The organism is Agarivorans sp. B2Z047, assembly GCF_023373605.1.
Taxonomy (GTDB): Bacteria; Pseudomonadota; Gammaproteobacteria; order Enterobacterales; family Celerinatantimonadaceae; genus Agarivorans; species Agarivorans albus.
In genome coordinates this window covers 1029443-1048380 of record NZ_CP088080.1, presented here as the reverse complement: position 1 = coordinate 1048380, position 18938 = coordinate 1029443, and the positions used below count along the sequence as shown (strand labels likewise).

The window sequence follows — 18938 nt, the reverse complement described above, 5'->3', positions numbered from 1 at the left end:
CTGAGAATTAACGCCTAGCTACCCGCTACTTTCATCGATGAAATCAGCACCGAGCCCGACTGTATTGCGCTTTCTTTATCAAAGTCGTCAGCGATCGCCACAATATTAGCAAACATCTCTTGTAGGGTGCTGGCCACAGTAATTTCATGCACGGGGAAAGCAATCTCACCGTTTTCGACCCAGTAACCTGCTGCGCCACGTGAATAATCACCGGTTACGGTATTTACCCCTTGGCCCATCATCTCTGTAACTAGCAAGCCAGTGCCCATTTGCTTAAGTAACTCTGCGCGACTTATGCCACTGTGCTTAACCTTCCAGTTATGAATACCACCAGCATGGCCGGTGCTTTGCATTCCCAACTTACGCGCCGAATAACTGGTTAGTAAGTAAGTTTCTAAATTACCATCAGCAATAATGTGTTTCGCAGTTGGTGCTACGCCTTCACTATCAAATGGCGTACTCGACAAGCCTTTTTTAATAAATGGGTCTTCGTAAATCGACAACCAACTAGGGAATAATTGCTTGCCTAAGCTATCTAACAAGAACGACGAACGACGGTACAAGTTACCACCACTAATGGCCCCAACTAAATGACCAAATAGCCCACTGGCTACATCTTGGTCAAATACTACGGGTACTTCGCAGGTAGAGATTTTTTGGCTATTTAAGCGCCCTAAGGTTTTTTGCTGAGCTTTAGCTGCGATGGTTTCAATACTATCAAGATCTGCAAAATCACGCGCCACACTGTAGGCATAGTCACGTTGCATCTCTTTTTCACCAGCAATTAGCATGCAACTGATGCTATGACGACTAGTTGGATAACCGGCTAAAAAGCCGTGGCTATTTCCATATACCTTCACACCATAATGGCTATTGATGTTAGCGCCATCACTTGCCTTAATTTGTGGGTTACGCAAAGCGATATCTTCGCACTGCTTAGCCACATCAATAAAATAATCAGGTTCTAAGGGATGAGGATGAAATAACTCTAGATCAGGAATATCGCTAGCTAGAAGTTGTTTATCGGCGATTCCAGCTGCAGAATCCTTAGAGGTGTATTGCGAGATATCATAGGCAGCTTTCACTGCATTTTTAATCGCTTCTGGGCTTAAGTCTGAGGTTGAAGCACTGCCCTTACAATTAGCTGAGTATACGGCGATGCCTAAGGCGCCATCGTGATTAAACTCCAAAGTCTCAACCTGTTGATCACGAGTTGCTACACAAATCCCGGTTTGCTTTGAAATCGATACTTCAGACTCATCGGCACCCAACTGTTTGGCTTGCTCTAAGGCTAATTCCACCGCCTGCTTCAATTGACTTAACTCTTGGCTAACTTGTTTTTCAGGGCTCATTGTTATTCTTCATCTCCATGCATGGCACTAGCATAACAAAACTCATCGAGCGACCATATGCAAGAACTGGTAAGATATGAAAAAAAGTACCACGAGAGTTAAAAATGAAGAATCAACAGCCCTATGATGATGAAGACGATTGGATCAGCAAGTCTGAAATCAAACGTGAAGCAGATCGGCTGAAAAAAATAGGTGCCGAGTTAGTTGCCCTTACCAACCCGCAGCTCGCCACTATTGAAATGAGCCCAACACTGCGCGAAGCCATTGCCTTAGCTAAACGCCTAAAAGACAAACGGGAAGCGGCGCGTCGCCATATGAATTACATTGGCAAGGTAATGCGTACCGAAGATGAAGAAGCAATCAGTGCAGGCTTAGATAAAATTCGCAACAAGCACATTTATCAAGCTCAAGCGCAGTTGGCGTTGGAAAAACAGCGTGATTTATTGGTTGCCGAAGGCGATGCTGCAATTAATCAGTTGCTTGAGCAAAACCCAAGTTTAGAACGCCAAAAACTACGCCAATTAGTGCGCCAAGCCAAAAAAGAAGCCGAGCAAGAAAAGCCAGCAAAGGCTCACCAAGATTTAGCTAAGTATTTAAAAGAAAACGCTTAATAAGCTAAGAACAAAAAAAGGGGCCTAAGCCCCTTTTTTACGCAATTAGTTTACGCGGTACCGCCAACCGTTAACTCATCGAGTTTAACACTGGGTTGACCAACTCCAACAGGTACACTTTGACCTTCCTTGCCACATACCCCAACCCCTTGGTCAAGAGCGAGGTCATTGCCGACCATAGACACCTGTTGCATTGCTTCTGGACCACAACCAATCAGTGTTGCACCTTTAATTGGCGCGGTGATCTTTCCATCTTCGATTAAATAAGCTTCTGAAGCTGAAAACACAAATTTACCCGAAGTAATGTCCACCTGTCCGCCACCAAAATTAGGCGCAAAGATCCCTTTTTTCACCGAGGCTATCAATTCTTCTGGTTCGCTTTCGCCAGGTAACATATAGGTATTGGTCATACGTGGTAAAGGTAAATGCGCGTAAGATTCACGACGACCATTACCAGTAGAGCGTGTATTCATTAACTGAGCATTATGCTTGTCTTGCATATAGCCTTTCAGTACACCATTTTCGATCAATACATTGTATTGTCCTGGCGTGCCTTCATCATCAATATTTACAGAGCCTCTGCGCTGCCCTAAGGTACCATCGTCAACAATAGTACATAGGCTTGAGGCCACTTGCTCACCCATACAACCACTAAAAGCCGAAGAGCCCTTACGGTTAAAATCGCCTTCTAAGCCATGACCGACAGCTTCGTGAAGCAATACACCAGGCCAACCAGCACCTAATACCACCGGCATCAAGCCAGCTGGGGCATCTACAGCCTCTAAGTTTACTAAGGCTTGGCGCACTGCTTCATCAACAAAGCCCATGGCCCGCTCGCGCCCATTAACATCTTCTAAAAAGTAACTGTAATTTCGACGTCCACCGCCACCAGCAGAGCCTCGTTCTCTACGCTGATTACGTTCTACCAACACACTACAATTAAAGCGAATTAAAGGGCGAATATCGGCCGCTAAGGTACCATCACTAGCAGCAACCAATACCTCTTCATAAACACCGCTCAAGCTAACAATTACTTGAGTAACAGCAGGATCTAAGCTGCGCGCATACTTGTCTGCTCGCTCTAATAAGGCAATCTTTTGCTGGTTAGACAGACTCACTAAAGGGTTATCTGCTTGATAAAACTGTTCGGCAGTGACTTTACTAAAAGGTTTAATCTTGGCGTTTACACCTTTTGAGCTGATGCCTCGTGCTGCTTGGCAAGTTTGTAATAACGCGCTGTTATTAATCACATCGGAATAGGCAAAACCGGTTTGCTCGCCACTTATCGCGCGAACTCCTACGCCTTGCTCAATGTTATAGCTTCCTTCCTTTACAATACCGTCTTCCAACACCCACGATTCGTGGCGGCTATGTTGGAAGAACAGATCAGCATAATCAATTTGGTGTTTTGCCACTTCGGTCAGCGCCATACTTAGCTCTTGTTCGCCAATGCCTCCCGGCACCAGTAATGACTGACTGACTTTTTCAAACGACATAGTGTTTATTCTCTCCACCCTAGTTGTAATTGACCATGCAACGGCACGGGCATCCGGTCCCTAATTTGCTGTAATAGCTGCGGATTAAAATCGGCTCTTGCTGGCCCAGTTCCGCTTGGCTGTAGATCTAAACAACGCCCCCATGGGTCAACAATCATTGAGTGCCCCCAAGTTTGGCGTTGATTTTTATGTGTTCCTGTTTGATTGGCGGCCACTAAATAGAGTTGGTTTTCTATGGCTCTGGCTTGCAGTAACGCTTGCCAGTGGGCTTCCCCAGTTAATGCAGTAAATGCAGCAGGAAGTAATACAATATCACAGCCCTGTTGGCGCAGCAGCTGAAATAAGTAAGGAAAACGTAAATCAAAACAAATCGCCATTCCTACTCGAATTGCGCCCATATCAAACCAAGCAAGCTGCCCACCAGCAACAAAACTGTCTGATTCTCGGTAACTCCCCACGTTGTCAGCCACATCCACATCAAACAAGTGGAGTTTGTGATAATGCTGTAATAACTCTCCAGCGGGTGAGAAGGCCAAACTGGTGGTGTAACAACGGTGCTGTTCTTCAGCTTTTGTAGGCATGCTACCAGCCACCAAATAAATGCCATATAACTTGGCTTGTTGGCTAAGCCAAGCTTGAATAGGCCCTTTGCCTAAATGCTCGGCAATAGACATATAGGCCTTATCGCCACCACCATAACAAGCAAAGTTTTCGGGCAATAGCACTAAGTCACCGGCCTTAGGCTTAGCCTGTTGCAGTAAATCTTCAGCCTGCTTGAGATTGTCTTCGACCACACCGTTTGAGGTCATTTGTAGGGCGATTAGTTTCATTGACGAGACTCTTTGGCTCTAAATTCATCGGGTACTTTAATTTCTTGTTTCACCCGCTCAAGCTCGATAAGCTCTGGCTCAGCAAGATTACCGGTAAGGGCGAAATCAATTTGCGTCACCACTTCCACCACCGGCTCTAGCAGTTTAGACAATGCCAACACAGCAACCCCAGTAGCAGGTGTTACCAAAAAGGCGGCAAGTACCGGTAGACTGGATGTCACTTTAGGTGAGTAACTCACTCGATAATCAATTTGGCCATCGCGGAAGTCAACTTCACCTTTACCACGCATTGCGCCAGCTACACCATCTAAGTAAAAGTCTTGATTGTTACCCACACCATTATCAAAATTAATGCTGCCACTCATTGAATCAAAGTGCAGCCCTTTTTCAAATACATCACTAAAATCAAGCTGTAAGCGGCGTCGGATGGTATCTAGGCTAGCGAGGGTAAGCAAGCGCGTACCCTTGTCGCTCATCTCAGTAACAACACCCTTATCGGTCTTCACCGATATAGAGCCATCCAAACTGTTCATTTGTGGTTTGAGTAAGCTGTCTTGCCAACTTACATCAAAGGTAAAGCGTGCAGGTGTGCCTTTTAAGGGGCTATCTCGGCCTAAATCTTCAATCACTTGTTCCATGCTAGAGCTGTCGAAGCTACCAGCAAACCCGGCTTGCTCTTGCTCGTCGACTACGTTCCAAAACATCGCTGCGGTAAGTTGGCTATGACCCCAATCAACCCATAAACGGCCATTCTCCATCGCTTGGTTTTCTATTGGCAGGTCTAGTTTAACGTTACCGATACGATAGTCACCAAACTGACAGTCGTTACAGCTAATCGCTATTGGTGGCAATACTTCAAGCAAAGAACTGCCTTGCTGTTCAGCCACTGCTTGGGTTTGCTCAGCTTCACTATCCAGTTGGGAAAAATCTAGCTCATTCAGCTGTGCTTTCTCAATGTTTACTTTCACGGCGTCTTCTATGCTTGGCGCATCAGGCACCGCAACACTAGCTATCAACTGTTCAGATTCAATTTGCAGTTGGGTTTTACTGCGCGGCAAATAAGCAATATTGAGGTTGTTTAGTTTTTGGCCGAGTAACTGCGCTTCATCAACTGATCCGCGGATAAACATCAAAGGAGGCACAGTGAGACTCACGTTGGTGTAGCTTGATTCTGGTTTTTCTGGGGTGAACTTAATTTGTTGCTTTGACCACTTTAACCATGGCTCTAAATCTAGCTTAGCGAAATCAAAAGACATCGCTAAGCCTTCGCCCTGCCACAGTAAATCGTTATCTTTACCTAAATTAAGCAAGGCATATTTAAGCTGTTTCTGCTCATCGACAAAATCAACTTGAGCAGCAGCAGAGATCAACTGGTTAGATTCCAGCTGCAGTTTTCCACTTAAACCATCGCCACTAATGCTCAGTGCGGTAGGCCAAGTTTCTGCTGGTCGTTTTTGAATAGGTTCAGGAAGCGTTAGGGCGAGCCCTAGCAAGTCACTTCGAAAGTCGCCCTTATAATCGAACTGGCCTTCGGGTTTTAAGCGAATATCTAAATCGCCCTGCCAATTAAGGCTACCAGAAGTATAATCGCTAAGCGGAATACCAAAGGCTCGCTGCGCATCACGCAGCGGCCAACGGCCTACAAGATCGAAGTTAAGTAAGTAGTTATCTGCCGAGGCTTGAGTATTAAATTTAATGTCCAGCGGCATGCCGCGCCACAGTGCACTTAAGTTATTGGTACGTAACTTTTCATTTTGAAAATATAAGCGGCCATTCACCTGACTCAAGCTCATGCCGGCCGGCTTAACATCAATGCTGTTACCATTAAAATCAACATGACCATTTACCTCAACCTCGCCGTCATAAAGCGGGATGTTCAAGTAAATCTCACCAGCTACGTCTCCGCCACCTAAAGGCAATTGCGCTAAGCTATCGCTAAGCGCTTCGATGGGGGACTGCAATAGATAGTCTTGCACGCCTTCCGCTGGGCCAGCAATTTCACCGGTAATGAAAAGCTCCGAACGACTTTGAAATTGAGGAATACTAGCGCTAATACGTTGCGCGGGGACTTCGCCTAAACGTGCGCGGTTACTTTCCATGAATAAACCATCGTTTTGAAACAGCAAATCTAGCTGCAACTCTTCCAGTGCCGGCCAATCAGGGTCAAATTTGAAAGTGGCATTCTCTAGTGGAACAAAGGCTTGGAAGATGCCGTTCTTCGCATCATAGGGGTAGTTATTAAGTTGGCCATACCACAGCACTTGGCTATGCTTTGCCTGCCCTTCCACCAAGGCATCTTTTAAGTAAGAAAACACCTTATCTGGCATGACTTCTGGATAATACCAATAAGCTTTACCTGCATCTCTAATTTCGGCGTTTGCCATCAAGCTCAATACTGGCCAAGCGCCATCTATTGGCCAAGTTAGCGACCACATGCCAGCAAAATCTAATTCAGGAGTGATTAAGTGAGTATGTCGGCTGCGTAAACTCAATCCAGGATCGGCAAAACGAATCGCTATATCAGAATCGAGCTTTTCAATTTTCCAGGTTTCTTCAAATTGTACTCCTAGGTGAAAGTCGCCTTGTTGCTGCAACCTAACGTTAGCCTGATGTTTATCGCCTAGCACCTGAGCATTTAAGCCGCTAAGGCTAGGAATAAACGCTTGGCCTTGGGTACTCACATCAAGTAGCTCAGCTTGATAAGTGAGTTGCTTAGTGGCTTGCTGATATTCAAGCTCCAGCTGGCTAAGTTGCCCTCCCTTTAGTAACTGAGACCACGCTATGCTCGACTCGCTGTCTTCTAGCACTGCTAACACCGGTGACCAAGTCGCTAAATCAAGCTCGGCCAAGCGCCATGCCTGTTGCTGTTTGCTCACCAAACCTTGTAACGAGAAATCGGTGCTTTTATCGTTAACACTTAACTGCCAAGGTAGCTTATCAATTCGCCACTTATCAGCTACCTTCAGCCCCTGAACAAGGCCGCTGTCAATACGCAGTACTTGTTGGTTTTGTTTACCCCACGATAAATGACTAGGTTGCCATTGGCTTAGCCAACGTTGTTGCTGCTCTGCGCCAAACTCAGCCCATAGTGAAAGGTTCACATCACTCTCGAAATGCTGTGCCGAAGCACCCAGTAATCTGCGCATGGCTTTTAAATTAAGATGTTCAACCTTAGCGAATAACTTGCCGGTTAAGCCACTTACATCGGCAGCATCGCCGATTAGATCAATGCGAAAACTTACTTGACCATTTTGCAAATCTTGGCCAATCAGAATTTCACCATTGCCTTGGTGTAAATCCCCCTTGTTCACCCAATCTAAACTAGCAATATCAAAATTCATGCTATGTTCTGGGAAGCTCAGTTCAATGAGGCTATTGGTTAGACTAAATTGCGCCAACTGCCCCAAAAACACATTACTAATGGCTTGATAGCTTTGGCTAAAATCGCGGGAAGACCTACTGTTGTTGGGATCAACACTAAGTTTTAAATGGAATTCATCAAGCACCAAATCTTTGAATACCACTTGGCGTTGCTCAAGTGTTTCCCAAAGATCTAGTTCTAGCATTAGCGCCCCAACACTGAAGCGGGTATTGCGATCTTCGCCAATCGCGACCTCGGAATCTTCAAACACCAGCATTGGTCTAAAGTTGCGCAGCCGAGCACTCAACTGACCAATACGTAACTCGGCGTCTTGATCGGCCACTAACCACTGTGCAAGGTCGTCTTTATAGTTGCTGGCAAATGATAAAATGCCGCGTGCAATACTTAAGCACACGGCAATAATCACTAATACTATTGCAAGGCCGTACCAGCATTTTCTGGCGCCACGGCGTATAGGAGTTGCCATAAACCTACATTAATACCACGTCAAATTGCTCTTGACTGTACATTGGTTCAGTTTGAACTCTAACTTGCTTTCCAATAAACACCTCTAATTCTGCTAGGCTGTGAGACTCTTCTCCCATCAACATCTCTGCCACCTTGGTCGACGCATAAACAATGAAATTATCGGCGTCATAAGCGCGATTAACCCGAATGATTTCACGCAGCACTTCGTAACATACTGTCTCAACTGTTTTTACCGTACCGCGACCACGACAAGTTGGACACTCGCCACACAGAATATGTTCAATACTTTCGCGAGTACGTTTACGCGTCATCTCGACTAAACCTAACTGAGAGAAGCCGCTAATATTAGTTTTGGCCCTATCTTTAGCTAAAGCCAGTTCTAGACTATGCAATACGCGGCGCTGATGTTCGGAATCAGCCATATCGATGAAATCGATAATCACAATGCCACCCAAGTTGCGTAAACGCAGCTGGCGAGCAATTGATTGAGTTGCTTCAATATTGGTATTGAAAATAGTTTCTTCGAGGTTTCGGTGACCAACAAAAGCGCCAGTATTGATATCGATGGTGGTCATCGCTTCAGTCTGGTCGATAATCAGGTAGCCGCCAGACTTAAGGTCCACGCGTCGTTTTAGGGCGCGTTGAATCTCATTCTCTACGTCAAACAAATCAAAGATCGGTCTGTCGCCAGCATAGTACTCGAGAATTTCGGTAAACTCGGGCACAAACTCAGCACTAAAAGAAACCAGTTGTTCGTAAGTTTCCCGTGAATCCACCCGAATTCGATCTAAGTGAGTACCCACAAAATCACGAATAATCCGTAGCGCTAAGTTTAGCTCTGCATACAACTTACTTTTACTTGGCGAGCTCTCTTTACGCTGCAGAACCTTGCGCCATACTCGTTTTAAAAAAGCCGCATCTTGTTCAAGCTCATCAGCGCCAATACCTTCTGCGGCTGTGCGGATAATAAAACCGCCCAGCTCATCAACAAAGTCGCCACAAATCTCTTTTAAGCGTTCGCGCTCTTCTTCGCTTTCAATGCGTTGTGATACCCCTACATGGCTACTGCCAGGCATAAATACCAGGTAACGTGAAGGCAAAGTAATATCGGTGGTTAAGCGTGCACCTTTAGTACCCAGTGGGTCTTTAACCACCTGCACCATAATGTCTTGGCCCTGCCTAACTAGTTCGGCAATATTTCCCGCTTGGAAATGCTCCTGCTCGGTAATGTCGACACATTCGGTATGAGGAACAATGTCAGAGGCATGTAAAAATGCTGCTTTTTCCAAACCAATATCAACAAAAGCCGCCTGCATACCGGGTAATACCCGACTCACTCGGCCCTTGTACATGTTACCAACAATACCGCGTCGCGCATCACGTTCTACGTGGGTTTCTTGCAAGATCCCGCTATCCACTAAAGCTACACGAGTCTCGGTTGGGGTAACGTTAATCAATAATTCTGCTGACATAGTAACCTAGCGAGTTAAATGTAAATGGAGTAAGCGGTCGGTCTCTACCAATGGCAGACCAACCACCGAACTATAACTACCTTCAATACGTTCGACAAATCTACCGCCAAGCCCTTGAATGGCATAACTTCCGGCCTTATCTGCCGGTTCACCACTGGCCCAATACTCAGCGATTTGGCTATCTAAAATCTCACAGAAGTACACCTCTGTGGTCACTAGCTGAGTATGCGCCCGACCTTGATAATACAGGCAAATTGCGGTCATTACTTGATGCTGCTTAGCACTTAGCAAACGTAACATCGTTTTGCTGTGGTTGGCGTCTTTTGGTTTACCCAGCACTTGGTCACCACAAACCACAATAGTATCTGAGCCAAGCACAGCTACCGAATCAACTTGATGCAAACTCGCTACAGCTGCGGCTTTCTCTTCGGCTAAGCGGCACACTAAGTCTGCAGCCGCTTCATTTTCTTTTGGTGATTCGTCAATATCCGCGGCTTGGGATGTAAACACCCAGCCTAACTGGCCTAGCAGTTCACGTCTTCTTGGCGAAGCCGAGGCTAAAATAAGTGGGCACTGTGGTGTCATGAAATCTTCCACTGGCGGCGCAATTTACGCAGCAGTAAAAATATCCAAGGCCAAGCAACAGTAGTGGTAATAACCGGATAAAAATAACCGTAAGGCAACTGAATATCTTGAACGAGGTATTCCGCCCAAAAAACCACTATTTTAGCTAAACCTGTTAAACCGCCTACCACCAGTGCTTGTTGCCAAACCGAAAAATTACGCAAACGGGTAAAGTTAGTGGCGGCAATATAAGCCACTATCGACATTGCCAAGGCCCGAACACCTAAGGTTGAGCCGAGCAAAAGGTCTAGAATAAAGCCTACAACGAAGGCAATGCCCACGTTACTGCGATGGGGTAAAGCGATTGTCCAGTAGAACACACACACCAATACCCAATCCGGGCGAAAGGCGTCAGCAATCAAAGGCAAAGGTATGATTGCCAATATCAATGCGATGAACAAACTGCCGATAATGGCACCACGGCCATTAATTTTTTCAATCATGCTATGCCTTTACCAAGCGAATGTTTAGGGCCAAATTAATAACAAGTAACGTAAGCGATCTAACTCAACTACTGGTGTAGCCATTACGTCGGCATAGGGTTTGCCTTCCTGATAGTCAAAGCGATTAACGACCGCCACCGGGTAGCCTTCAGGAAATACACCGCCTAAACCAGAGGTAACCAACACATCACCTTCACCTATGTCGGTACTTCGTGGAATATGCGGCAACTGCAAACGATTTAACTCGCCAGTGCCGGTAGCCACTGCGCGAATGTCATTTCGCGCAATACGCACCGGGATGCCATGACTCGCATCGGTGATAAGCAATACTCGACTGGTGGTAGTGCCTACATGCAATACTTGACCAATAACACCAATATCGTTGATGACAGGTTGCCCTTCAAACACCCCATCGAGTTTACCTTTATCAATAACCACCTGATGCGAAAATGGATCGGAGTCCACGGCCATAATTTCGGCCACCAGCTTGCGACTATCGTTACGCACAGGAGAGCCCAATAAAGCCCGTAAACGGGTATTTTCTTTGGCTAGACTTTCCATTAACAATTGATCTGCGCGATTAAGTAGTAGCTGCTCTCGCAGGCTACTATTTTGTTTTTTCAGCTGTTCACGGGTAATCACTTGATTGGACATTGAGTCCATAAGTTGACCCGGCATATTGGCAATGTATTGCAAAGGGCTCACAGCGGAATGCAAATATACACGCACTTGCTTAAAGGCAATCAGTTTACTGTCGATGAAAATCAAAGAAATGGACAACAAAATAGCGAGCACAAGGCGAAGCTCTAAAGATGGACCAGGGCCGAAGATAGGTTTCATCGGTCGTTACCTAAGTAGTTGTCTGTTTGGAACAAAGTTAAATAAAACGAAGAACACAAGGTGTGTTCTTCGTTAGGTGTTACTTATTCGTAATGGAACAAGTCACCGCCGTGCATGTCGATCATTTCAATAGCTTTACCGCCACCTCGTGCCACACACGTTAGAGGATCATCAGCAACCACTACAGGTATACCAGTTTCTTCCATCAATAAGCGATCTAAATCGCGAACCAAGGCGCCACCACCAGTTAACACCATACCGCGCTCTGAAATATCAGATGCTAACTCTGGAGGACTTTGCTCAAGCGCTACCATTACAGCACTTACAATACCTGAAAGAGGCTCTTGCAAGGCTTCTAGGATCTCGTTGCTGTTCAGAGTAAAGCTTCTTGGCACACCTTCAGCAAGGTTACGACCACGCACTTCAATTTCACGAACCTCGTCACCTGGGTAGGCAGAACCAATAACATGCTTAATGCGCTCGGCAGTCGCTTCACCAATTAAGCTACCGTAGTTACGACGCACGTAGTTGATAATGGCGTCGTCAAACTTGTCACCACCAATACGTACTGAAGAAGAGTAAACAACCCCGTTTAGCGAGATAATCGCTACTTCGGTAGTACCACCACCAATATCTACCACCATAGAACCGGTAGCTTCTGATACTGGCAAGCCGGCACCAATCGCTGCAGCCATTGGTTCGTCAATGAGGTAAACCTCACGTGCTCCAGCTCCCATAGCCGATTCACGAATTGCCCGGCGCTCAACTTGGGTAGAGCCACAAGGAACACAAACCAAAACCCGAGGGCTTGGGCGCAAGAAGTTATTGTCGTGAACTTGCTTAATAAAGTGCTGCAGCATTTTTTCAGTAACATAAAAGTCGGCAATTACGCCGTCTTTCATTGGACGAATCGCCAAAATGTTACCAGGAGTACGGCCTAGCATTTGCTTAGCGGCATGACCTACCGCAGCGACACTTTTGGGGCTACCAGCGCGCTCTTGGCGAATCGCCACTACTGAAGGCTCGTTAAGAACGATCCCCTGATCTTTTACATAAATAAGTGTATTGGCTGTTCCTAAGTCGATAGACAAATCGTTAGAAAACAAGCCTCGGAGCTTTTTAAACATAGCTGGGCGAATCCTGAGAAATAGTGTCGATGATAAGCGATTAAAACTTGGCTCACTTTACCAATGCAAACCGCGACTAGCAAGCATACTCTAGAGAGATGCCAAGGATAGTGAAGGCTATCACCTGCCTTTGGTTAAATCCTCGGTTTAGATTGCATATTTTTCAACCAATCAACGACTAATAACGCATCCTGCGATCAATAACCCGATCACTTTGACGAAATACGCCAAAGGTGACTTGGCCACTCCCGATAGCATCATCTGCACTTTCAAAGCTACCATTGCCATTCCAATCTTCACGTAACCAATTAAGGTTACTGTCTAAATTAAACCAATAATCCACTTGCCCAGTATTGCTGTCACCCGGAGCAGTAAAATCGACCCAAATTACGCCTTGCTCCGCGATGCCTGGAGAACGAAGTGAAACATCAGAACTGCCTCCACCAACTTGAGCGGTGTCGGAATCAACTTTAGGTAAAAACTCTAAACTAGGAAGATTGAGATTACTGCACACATCATCAGCATTTCGGATGTACTGACTGCCATCGTAATACTGCAATTCGCCATTAACTGCTATAGCTTGAAGCTCTGAGCCAAAGCCGTTATTAAGCTTAATGCGACCATGGCGCAATTCTGGAGCAGTACCCAACACACAGCTATAAGCAGTATCATCATCTCCCACACACACATAAGTGCCATCGGTAGATTGAATGCCAGCATCGCTATGTTGATAAAACAAGCTAATAGCACCGTCTACTACCGGAGCTTGCGCCGTTACCGGCTTTTCAACGCCAGAAAGTAAATCAGTTTGGGTAAATACGCCATCAGCCCATGTGCTGGTAGATTCTTCTATCTTAAAACCATCATCAAAACCCACCACCGCAGAGCTACTAACAAAACTCCAATCATCATTGGGGTTTCGGCCTACATTCGTTACCTGGAATTTGCCCTCGGAATAGTTTTGAGTTGTAGCACCAAATGCATTTTCAGCTACAAGAGTCCAACTAATTAGCTGCTCTTGCTGGCCAATGTAAGTAAAGTCGCCAAGTAAACAGGCAGCTTGAATGCTCGCCGAGGTTAGTTCAAAGTGATGTGGATAAAAACTACCTACCACATCACTGGCTTTTCCTACTGCATAATCTTCCAAGACATAACCTAGATACTCAGTCACCTCGCCAGTGTAATTAATGCTGCCCACTTCCGAATAGTTGGTATCGATGATTTGCATCACACCTGCTGATTGGCTATCAATCGTTCCATCGCTAAGTGTTCCTAGCTCTCCATTTGAAGGGCTTTCTAAGCTAGCTTCCTGCTCCAAGTAATCAGGGTCAGCAACAAAGTTAGCCGCATTGCAGTCTTGTCCTTGTGTACTGATATCGCAATTGTCTATAACCGCAATCAAGGATGAAATGAAAGGGTCACCTGCTTTAGTGAAGTAAGTTGCAGGATTGACTCTGCTTTCATCTTCTTGATTTTTGATGTCTTGCCATTGGAAACCCGCTGGTATTAGCTCCGCAGTAGCGCTTCCCAACAAGGTTGCGGTTGAGCCATCAATTTCCGAGCCTTCTTCATCCCAAAAGTTAATACCCAAACGACCAACATCGGGATAGCGTAAATTAAGCTGAGATTCGCCACCGGAAAATACTGTTTGAATCGTAGTTCTAGTATTTTGATTAGTGCCTACATTTTCAAAGCTATTGCTAAGCTGATCTTGTACCGCGAGTTGCCGCGTTCCTAATGCAGGCTGGATATAATCAGTCCAAAAACGCAGATTTTTGGTACCTTCATAATTACCAATTTGACTACAGCCAGCGCCTCCCGCAGGGTCTTTCCCGACAGCGGTAAGCTTGAGGATAAACTCAGTATTGGCTTTATGTGGATTCTCTCCCCAGGTTCCAATTAGCTCATCTTTAAACCCATAGGCATTAAAGGTCACAACGGTAGTGGCACTAATTCCGCCATCGGCTACGGTAAGCGTTACTGCACCTTCTAGAGGATGCAGTAAACCTAAAGTCACTTGGCCTTGGTCATTTGGCACAAAACTATAGCTGGCTTGGCCGTTGTCGGCTCCAGCTTGCAAGCTGCCTTGACCATCACCTTGCGACCACGTACCACGATTAGTTGAAGTACTCAGTCCAACGGTTCCTTGAAAGTTCTGATCAATTTGCCCATCTAAAGTCGCTTGGATAGTCACCTCATGGATATCACAGGTAAGTCCAGCACTATCAGCAAAGATATTAAGGCCAGGCACCTGCACCGAAGAATTAGAGGCGAATGCCATATAGCTATATTCCTCCGCTAAGTGACTTCGTTCGTTATCTAGGTATTGATCTTCTTCAGTGATCATCGAAAAGTCGGCAGCATTGTGCTGACATCGCCTTAACCAACCGCCGTTGTTGCCTCTTCGCTCATTTTTGCTACCCACCAAGATAGGTGGAGTAGAAAACAGATTCGTTTGATAACTGGTGGTGTAGTTACAAGTGGCTGCAGGGTTGATAGTGCTGCTGCCACTGCCATGAGTAACAGAGTTGCCAAACTGATAATTGACCACCTGATTGTCTACAGTTATAGCGCCTACCGTTGGCTCTGTAGCAAGGTAGGCGACTGTTTCATCCTGTAAATCTTCGTAATAGATTGAAGCATTGTCCGACACACAATAGCGCGAGAAAAATCGAAAGTCATAGGCTTCACTGCTATCTATCGCTAGGCGAATGCCGTTATTGTTGTACTCTGAGTTTGAGGTTAACCAACAGTTGTTATTACGTGATTGCATTTGATGCAAAACTACTGTGAGATAGTTCGGCATATCAACATTGAAGTAATTTCTATCTGGGAAGGGGAAGGCTTCATTCGTATCAATGGTGCCCGCTCTTAACTCAGTACCATCTTCCAGAAAATGTTCACCTTCATTCACAGCAATCCAATCAACCGCTTGAATATTCTTCGAAGGAGTGGTGTTTCCTGGTGGCTCTTGTCGTGCCCAGGTAAAACCCGTCCACTCTCCGTTGCTTTGAATCACGCTGGTTAAAATCGCCGCCACAGGACCATCGTTATTTGGGTCACTGGCATCCATTGGCGTCATCAAAAAAACTAAAGGTTTAGACTGATACGCTTGATCAAAGGTAACTGTTCCACCGTTTTGACCTGCACCTGAATTACCAAACTGTAATAGCAGATGCTCAACCAATGAGCCATCACATACAGGTGCAAAATCGACTTCTCCGGCATTGCTAATCCCACGAACTTGCACTTCGTTGGCTAAAATCACATCCCGCTGTTGAGTGAATAATGCGCCGTCTACCTGAGCCTGATAGCCAAGTGAGACATTCCGTCTAGCATAAGCAATAAAGGCAGATTTAGTCTCATTTGCCAGGTTAATATCTTCACGAGAGTAAATAGCTAAGCGTAGAGGGTCACCTCCCCTATTAATTTCAGTTTGGTAGAAAACACTGACATCCCCCTTCACAAAAATCTTTACTGTGCCGCTACTTCCTAATACTTGGAGGGTTGCTTCAGAGCCTATTGAAAAGTCTCCATCAACCCAGTAAGTCCCAGGATAAAGATTTAAAGTACTTTGATAGCCAAGGTTTATATTTTCAATAAAATATTCATCTTGGTTAGCTGAAAAAGTGATGGTACTTTGAGTTCCACCTTCAACATCGGCAAAGTTATTCGTATCGTAGCTACCGCTGCCTAATACCACGCTTTGTTGATAACCAGCATTAACTGATTGGCCATTGTTTATTTTCTCGATGGAAACATTATTACCGGAGCTGGCTCGATCTCCACTAGGGATACAATCGGTATTAGCATCTGGGCAGGTATCCCCAGAGGTATCTTGATTATCCACTTGGTCGATATCTAAGCGACCTTGATTAGAACCATAAATTCTAGACAGCCAATTAATTTCTAAGCGAGCATTGTTTTGTGACGATGCAATCGGGCTAGAAAACACCTCTCGACACTCAACCGCTTGAACAGGCTGAGCTGCTAGCAGAAGGCTTATGCCTAAACAGCTCACAAATAAGGACCACAACTTCATAAGGCACTCCTTGCTTGAATACTTTGGCTACGCTGGACCAATACCTCTCCAGAGCCACATTGGCCAGTAGCTTGAAGATCAAAGAAACGCGCACTCAACTCTGTGATGTCTTTTTGCTGACAAGTCACGGTAACACCGCATGACGACAGCCCTTGACCATTAAGAGTAGGTGCAGAAGTCACGTTACTACATTGGCCCAAAGTAGCGGCGGGTATGTTTAGAGGAAATAATTCTGACAGTGCTTGATCTAAACCAGAATAAGCCGCTAACTCAGCACGCGTTCCTAGAACATCCCATGCGGCATTGCGGGAGGTGTCTTGAATCATCGCCGTTAATCCCACGCTGATTAGTGCCATGACTACAATCACGAAAATAGCCACCACTAAAGCGCTACCACTTTGGCGGGTAGGAAGTGCTTGGTTAGCCTTTATGTTAGGGCTGATTAAGAACGACGATGTCATGATTAAATTCCACTACTTCTCTATTCTCAACAAAGCGCAGGCGAAGGTTCACTAAACCATTTCGCGTCAAGCTAGCAGGCGACACTTGAAATGGCTGAACAGCACTGTTTGCTTCAAGCTTACTGGCCATTAATACCCCATTGCCACTGTCAGCCGGCTGAAAGCGCAGCAAGTTACTGCCTTCCACACAATAACGGATCGGTTCATCTAATATAAATGCGCGCTGAGCCGGTGAGTCCGTGTTCACACTAATCGAACCAGAAAAATTAATCGTGCTAACACCAGAACTAGCATCAGCTGCAATACCGCTTAAACAAAACACCTTGCCTGTGGCTGCGGTGCAATTGGCATCTAACAAGGCGCCATTGGCATTCAGCACTTCATCACTGTTTAATACATAAACTCCCAACCAAGCATTGCCAGTCGCGGCAACAGCCGGTTGATTAAGTGAAGTGACCACCGAGCCAGAAGCTGCACTGCTAGGTGTAATCGGTAAATCAATATAGGTATGACTAGAAAAAGTAGGCACAAAGGTTAAACAATGATTAGCTTCGCCAGCACTATTTTGGCCAAGCATAGCGCTGTTTGGTAAGCTGTTGTGTAACTCGCGATTTAAACGCTCGATGGCAAAACGTGCTTCCCCCAGCAATACTTGGCGGTCTGCGCCTTGGCGGTATATCAAACTACCAGTGCGCAGGAAATCACTAGTAGCAATCGCTAAAATCGCCAACAACACCATGGTAATAACCAGTTCAATTAAGGTAAAACCTTGCAAGCGACGCATTAGTAGTTCCACCGATAGGCACTAAAGGCATAATCAATACCATTAGGAGCTCTTATTATTACGTCGATACGTTTGGCAGCATTGATGCCATGATCACTGCTATCAACACTAACTCGGTAAGAAAAATTACGATAAATATCCGATAAATCAACACCTAAACTATCATCAATAGTAATGAAGTTGCCGTTGGTGTGATAGTCATCTACATCATTGTATTGCCCACGGTCTTCTCCTTCAGGACCAAAATCACTGGCTGCCGTGCAGCTCAACTGCCCAGTTTCACTGCAGCGCCAAAGCCCTCCTCCGGTGTGATCAGAGTTTTCATCAAATGATTTGCCAAGGATTTCATTCATTAAACTTGAACCAAGCTCGGCCGAGCGCACCTCGTAAACTGGGTCAACACTTTTGAGCGCTTGTGGTGCTAGAAAAGAGGTAATCACCACCAGCGATATGGCCAACACAACAATGCCTACAATTAATTCGATAAGGGTAAAACCACCAGCAAAAGGCTGCTTATAAGGGCGCATGAATATAGCCCTCTGATTCTATGATAATAGTGTGAGTATCATCTCCCTCAACACTTATCACACAAGGGAACTGACTGCACAATGATGAATCGGCAAGCCTTACTCGCCCCATGCCATCAAAACGAATGGTTCCTTGGCTGACCAACAAATCGCTAGAATAAGAAACAGCTTCCAAAGGAGGAGATGTATTGGCGCAGCTACCATCGGTAGACAACTCGCCAGAGAAATAGTTATCAGTATTTACTTGCAGAAAGAAGCAATCTTGATAATGATTCATTGCTTGGGTTTGCACAAGATGCAAGCGACTTAATAGTTGCTCTCGCAGGCTAATTTCAGCAAAGCCACCGCGAAAGAACTTAGGTAAAACTGTGATGGCAAGAATGCCTATTAAGATGAGCGTAATCACCAGCTCAATAATGGTAAAGCCGGAGGTTTTAGGGTGAATTATTCGCGGAAGTTCCAATTTCTACATTAGTAAG

Annotated in this window: 15 protein-coding genes; 1 reads left to right on the top strand and 14 read right to left on the bottom strand. The window is 45.5% G+C overall.

What is annotated here, in order from left to right; genetic code table 11:
• Positions 1–14: 14 nt before the first annotated feature.
• Positions 15–1352: a metalloprotease PmbA gene (gene pmbA, locus LQZ07_RS04860; RefSeq protein ID WP_152780646.1), complete on the bottom strand. Its 1338-nt coding sequence runs from the start codon at positions 1350–1352 to the stop codon at positions 15–17.
• Between the two features lie 104 nt (positions 1353–1456).
• On the opposite strand from pmbA, the gene yjgA reads away from it, so the two are divergent.
• Positions 1457–1963, top strand: a complete 507-nt coding sequence (gene yjgA, locus LQZ07_RS04855; protein WP_016400736.1) for a ribosome biogenesis factor YjgA — start codon at positions 1457–1459, stop codon at positions 1961–1963.
• Between the two features lie 50 nt (positions 1964–2013).
• Here yjgA and tldD read toward each other — a convergent pair whose 3' ends face one another.
• The 13 genes from tldD to LQZ07_RS04790 form a co-directional block, all read right to left on the bottom strand.
• Positions 2014–3459: a metalloprotease TldD gene (gene tldD / locus LQZ07_RS04850; protein ID WP_152780648.1), complete on the bottom strand. Its 1446-nt coding sequence runs from the start codon at positions 3457–3459 to the stop codon at positions 2014–2016.
• Positions 3460–3464: 5 nt separating this feature from the next.
• Positions 3465–4289, bottom strand: a complete 825-nt coding sequence (locus LQZ07_RS04845; RefSeq protein WP_227981121.1) for a carbon-nitrogen hydrolase family protein — start codon at positions 4287–4289, stop codon at positions 3465–3467.
• Positions 4286–8137 carry a YhdP family protein gene (locus LQZ07_RS04840; RefSeq protein ID WP_152780650.1) on the bottom strand — a complete coding sequence of 1284 codons (3852 nt, stop codon included), beginning with the start codon at positions 8135–8137 and terminating at the stop codon, positions 4286–4288. The genes LQZ07_RS04845 and LQZ07_RS04840 overlap by 4 nt, the downstream gene beginning before the upstream one ends.
• Positions 8138–8141: 4 nt before the next feature.
• A complete protein-coding gene (gene rng, locus LQZ07_RS04835) occupies positions 8142–9611 on the bottom strand; it encodes a ribonuclease G (protein WP_016400732.1) in 1470 nt (489 codons plus the stop codon).
• Between the two features lie 6 nt (positions 9612–9617).
• Entirely contained in the window at positions 9618–10196 is a 579-nt protein-coding gene (locus LQZ07_RS04830; protein WP_152780652.1) for a nucleoside triphosphate pyrophosphatase, read from the bottom strand.
• Positions 10193–10678 carry a rod shape-determining protein MreD gene (mreD, locus tag LQZ07_RS04825; protein ID WP_016400730.1) on the bottom strand — a complete coding sequence of 162 codons (486 nt, stop codon included), beginning with the start codon at positions 10676–10678 and terminating at the stop codon, positions 10193–10195. Before mreD ends, LQZ07_RS04830 begins: the two co-directional genes overlap by 4 nt.
• 24 nt (positions 10679–10702) lie before the next feature.
• Positions 10703–11518 carry a rod shape-determining protein MreC gene (gene mreC, locus LQZ07_RS04820; RefSeq protein ID WP_016400729.1) on the bottom strand — a complete coding sequence of 272 codons (816 nt, stop codon included), beginning with the start codon at positions 11516–11518 and terminating at the stop codon, positions 10703–10705.
• Positions 11519–11601: 83 nt separating this feature from the next.
• Positions 11602–12645, bottom strand: coding sequence for a rod shape-determining protein (locus tag LQZ07_RS04815; protein ID WP_016400728.1), 1044 nt, complete (start codon positions 12643–12645; stop codon positions 11602–11604).
• Positions 12646–12823: 178 nt separating this feature from the next.
• Positions 12824–16687, bottom strand: coding sequence for a DUF6701 domain-containing protein (locus LQZ07_RS04810; protein ID WP_152780654.1), 3864 nt, complete (start codon positions 16685–16687; stop codon positions 12824–12826).
• Positions 16684–17148, bottom strand: coding sequence for an MSHA biogenesis protein MshP (locus tag LQZ07_RS04805; RefSeq protein WP_152780656.1), 465 nt, complete (start codon positions 17146–17148; stop codon positions 16684–16686). Before LQZ07_RS04805 ends, LQZ07_RS04810 begins: the two co-directional genes overlap by 4 nt.
• Entirely contained in the window at positions 17120–17932 is an 813-nt protein-coding gene (locus LQZ07_RS04800; protein ID WP_152780658.1) for a PilW family protein, read from the bottom strand. Before LQZ07_RS04800 ends, LQZ07_RS04805 begins: the two co-directional genes overlap by 29 nt.
• Positions 17932–18459: a prepilin-type N-terminal cleavage/methylation domain-containing protein gene (locus tag LQZ07_RS04795; RefSeq protein ID WP_152780660.1), complete on the bottom strand. Its 528-nt coding sequence runs from the start codon at positions 18457–18459 to the stop codon at positions 17932–17934. Before LQZ07_RS04795 ends, LQZ07_RS04800 begins: the two co-directional genes overlap by 1 nt.
• Positions 18446–18922, bottom strand: a complete 477-nt coding sequence (locus LQZ07_RS04790; protein WP_152780662.1) for a type II secretion system protein — start codon at positions 18920–18922, stop codon at positions 18446–18448. Before LQZ07_RS04790 ends, LQZ07_RS04795 begins: the two co-directional genes overlap by 14 nt.
• Positions 18923–18938 lie beyond the last annotated feature (16 nt).